The organism is Nitrospira defluvii (genome assembly GCF_905220995.1).
Taxonomy (GTDB): domain Bacteria; phylum Nitrospirota; class Nitrospiria; order Nitrospirales; family Nitrospiraceae; genus Nitrospira_A; species Nitrospira_A defluvii_C.
The window spans coordinates 120944-125032 of the sequence record NZ_CAJNBJ010000019.1 but is presented as its reverse complement, the minus strand read 5'-3'; the positions used below and the strand labels follow the sequence as shown (position 1 = coordinate 125032).

The following is a 4089-nucleotide window of genomic DNA, read 5'->3' as shown; positions in this document are numbered from 1 at the left end:
CGGACGGCTCTGCTTCAGTTGGTACCGCACCAGCATCACCATCCCGGATAGCATCGGTCCATTCAATCCCGCCGGCTCCACCGTCGTGTTTGAGATTGCCATTGATGACTATGCGGAAGTGTGGGTGGACGGCAAGTTGCCGCTGGTCTTGGGGCAGCCTGGGGGCCAGTTGATCAAGGGCTTCAATGCGCCGAACCGGGTGGTGTTGACTCGGAATGCCAAGCCAGGTCAAAGGATTCAGCTTGCGGTCTTCGGCATCAACGGCCCACTCTCGAATCCGCCGGGGAATTTCATCTGGGTGCGCTCCGCCACACTCGATTTCTACAGGCCCGATCACATCGGGCCGACGCATTTCGTCAAGACCGAGATCGTGAAGACCGATCCGGTGCTCGATCAGATCGTTGCACCGGGCACGCAGCTGGAACAACTTGCTGGTGGTTTTCTCTTCACCGAGGGCCCGGTGTGGGTCCCGGCCACCGCCGATGCTTCGGGATACCTCCTCTTCAGCGATCCCAACGCCAATACGATCTATCGTTGGTCAGCGGAAGGGCAGGTATCCGTCTTTCGCGCGAAGAGCGGCTACAGCGGCTTCAATGTCGGTGACTACCTTCAGCCGGGCTCGAACGGGCTCACACTCGACCGTAGGGGCCGTCTCACGATCAACCAGCATGGCAATCGCCGTGTCATTCGCGTCGAGCCGCGCGGCAACATCACGGTGCTGGCCGACCGGTATGGCGGCAAGCGGCTCAATAGCCCCAACGATCTCGTCTATCGCTCCGATGACGCCCTCTATTTCACCGATCCGCCGTTTGGACTTCCGAAAGTCTTCGACGATCCGGGCAAGGAGTTGCCCTATAGCGGCGTTTACTGCGTGAAGGACGGCCTGGTGAAATTGGTGAGCACCGAGCTCGATGCGCCTAACGGCATCGCGCTGTCTCCGGACGAGAAGACCCTCTACGTCAACAACTGGAACGACAAACGGAAGGTGATCGTGCGGTACGACGTCAATCCGGATTGCACGCTCTCGAACAGCCGGCTCTTTTTCGATATGACCAATGCGCCGGGATCTGACGCCCTCGATGGTCTCAAGGTCGATCAGCAAGGCAATGTCTATTCGACCGGGCCGGGCGGGCTCTGGATCCTCTCGCCGGATGGCAGGCAACTCGGCCTCATCAAGGGGCCCGAGGATCCGCACAACATGGCCTGGGGCGACGACGACGGCAAGACCCTCTACATCACGGCGCTGACAGGGATCTATCGCATCAGGCTGAATATTGCGGGAGTGCGGCCATGAACGCACTCTGTCCCAGACTCATGGCGGCGACGCTGCTCGGCATGCTCGTTCAGAGCGTCACAATAGGGGCTGAACCAGTTGCGCTGGTGATCACCAGCCTCGATTCCCGATTCGATCAACTCGTTCCGCGCGATGCACGGCTGGAAAAGATCGTCGATGGGTTCACCTGGGTCGAAGGACCGGTCTGGCACAAGCAAGGCGAGTATTTGCTCTTTTCAGACATACCCGCCAATGCCGTCTACAAATGGAAACCTGGTGAAGGCGCCAGTTTGTTCGTGAAGAACAGCGGCTATAGCGGTTCGACGCCCTATGCGGGAAAAGAGCCAGGCTCGAACGGGCTCACGCTCGATGCACAAGGCCGGTTGGTCCTCTGCCGCCATGGCGATCGACAAATCGGGCGGTTGGAATCACATGGAACGATGGTCCCGCTCGTCGACCACTACGATGGACACAAGCTCAACAGTCCGAACGATCTGGTCTTCACATCCAACGGCGATTTGTATTTCACCGATCCTCCGTTCGGACTCCCGAAAGCCTTCGATGATCCGGGCAAGGCTCCGGTGCAAGGGGTCTATCGCCTCTCTCACGATGGAGCGCTCACGCTGCTTATCAATGACATCAAGGCTCCGAACGGGATCGCCTTTTCGCCGGATGAGAAGACCCTCTACGTGTCCGATGTCGATCCGAAGCGTGCGGCCTGGCTGGCCTACGATGTGAAAGCAGACGGCACTGTCGCCGAGGGCCGTGTGCTCTTTGACGCGATGCGTTGGAGAAAAGATCCGTTCTTTGGGCCGGACGGATTCAAGGTCGACCGGAAAGGGAATATCTTCGGTGCGAGACCGGGTGGCATCAGCGTGATCGCGCCGGATGGCACCCTCCTGGGCACGATCGAGACCGGGCAGCCGATGTCCAACGTCGCATGGGGAGAAGACGGGCAGACCCTGTTCATGACTGGTGGTTCATCGGTCTATCGTCTCCGCCTGGCTACAGGCGCGGACCGCTACTAGCTCCCTGTAAGACTCTCCGCCGCCGGCCGACTCTCGTTCAGTACCCTTTCAACTCAAGGAGTCATATGGCCTCACATCGTCGCATTGTTTCCGCTCCACCGCCGCCGATCTCGGCAGAACAGCAGCGCCTTGACGAGGACGCGCAGCGCCGGCGCCACTGGAAACGCTGGGGACCCTATTTGAGCGAGCGCGCCTGGGGAACGGTGCGTGAGGACTACAGCCCCCATGGAACAGCCTGGGACGCGTTCCCCCATGACCAGGCCCGGTCGCGCGCCTATCGCTGGAACGAGGACGGTCTCGCCGGCATTTGCGATCGCCATCAGATCATCTGCTTTGCCTTGGCCTTGTGGAACGGGCGAGACCCGATCTTGAAAGAACGAGTCTTCGGACTCACCGGCAACGAAGGCAACCACGGCGAGGATGTGAAGGAGTATTATTTCTATCTTGACTCGACGCCGACGCATTCCTACATGAAATATCTGTACAAGTACCCGCAGGCAGCGTTCCCCTATGCCAGGCTGGTCGAGGAGAATCGCCGTCGAGGGCGCCATGATCCGGAGTTCGAACTGATCGACAGCGGTGTCTTTGACGGGAACCGGTACTTCGACGTGTGCGTGGAGTATGCCAAAACGACGCCGGAAGATCTGTGCATCCGTATTCAGGTCGTGAATCACGGGCCGGAGGAGGCTCAACTGACGCTCCTTCCGACAATCTGGTTTCGCAACACCTGGTCCTGGGGCACGGACATCCGGCGTCCTCGTTTCAGGCAAGGGGAGTCGATCGACCATATGAGGGTCATCGAGACGCAGCACGAGCATTATGGCCTGCGCCGGTTGCTCTGTGAAGGCGAGCCCACCCTGCTCTTTACAGAAAATGACACCAACAGCCGCCGTCTCTATGGCGATCAAACAGGCCCCCGGTACGTGAAGGACAGCTTTCACGACTATGTCGTGCAGGGTGAGAAGGAGGCGGTGAATCCGAATCATCTGGGGACCAAGGCTGCGGCTCAGTATGTGCTCACGCTCGCGCCCGGTGAGACAGAGACCGTCCGCTTGCGATTGACTGATGATGGCCGGAGCCCGGGATTCGCGGAGCAGGACTTCGAGGCCGTCTTTGCGGCGCGCATTCGTGAAGCGAACGAGTTTTACGACGGCCTTGCACCGGCCCATCTGTCGGAAGACGCGCGCCGCGTACAACGGCAGGCCTTTGCCGGACTGCTCTGGAGCAAACAGTTCTATCACTACGATGTGAATCGATGGCTCAAGGGCGATCCGGCAGGGCAGGCCCCCCCACGTGAACGCCTCCACGGCCGGAACTCGGACTGGATGCACCTCTATAACGCCGATGTCATCTCGATGCCGGATAAGTGGGAGTATCCCTGGTATGCCGCCTGGGATCTCGCGTTTCATTGTATCCCGCTCGCGCTGGTGGACCCGACGTTCGCCAAGGAGCAGCTCGTCCTCATGCTGCGCGAATGGTATATGCACCCCAACGGTCAGATTCCGGCCTATGAATGGGCATTCGGCGACGTGAATCCCCCGGTCCATGCCTGGGCGGCCTGGCGCATCTATAAGATCGACAAGAAGCGGAACGGCGTCGGGGATCGGCGGTTTTTGGAGCGCGTCTTTCACAAACTGCTGCTGAATTTTACCTGGTGGGTGAATCGCAAAGACGCCGAGGGTAAGAACATCTTTCAAGGCGGGTTTCTCGGCCTCGATAACATCGGGGTCTTCGACCGGAGCGCGCCGCTGCCGACCGGCGGCCATATCGAACAGTCGGATGCGACCA

Annotated in this window: 2 protein-coding genes and 1 pseudogene; all 3 read left to right on the top strand. The window is 59.7% G+C overall.

Going from position 1 to position 4089, the window contains the following annotated elements:
* Nucleotides 1–1294: SMP-30/gluconolactonase/LRE family protein (locus KJA79_RS20630; protein WP_246507826.1), on the top strand; the 1294-nt coding region annotated here is incomplete at its 5' end.
* Nucleotides 1291–2301 (top strand): SMP-30/gluconolactonase/LRE family protein, encoded by a 1011-nt coding sequence (locus KJA79_RS20625; protein ID WP_213043979.1) that lies wholly within the window; start codon nt 1291–1293, stop codon nt 2299–2301. The genes KJA79_RS20630 and KJA79_RS20625, both read left to right, overlap by 4 nt.
* A gap of 65 nt (nt 2302–2366) precedes the next feature.
* A pseudogene (locus tag KJA79_RS23225) lies at nt 2367–4089 on the top strand (MGH1-like glycoside hydrolase domain-containing protein); the annotation flags it as partial.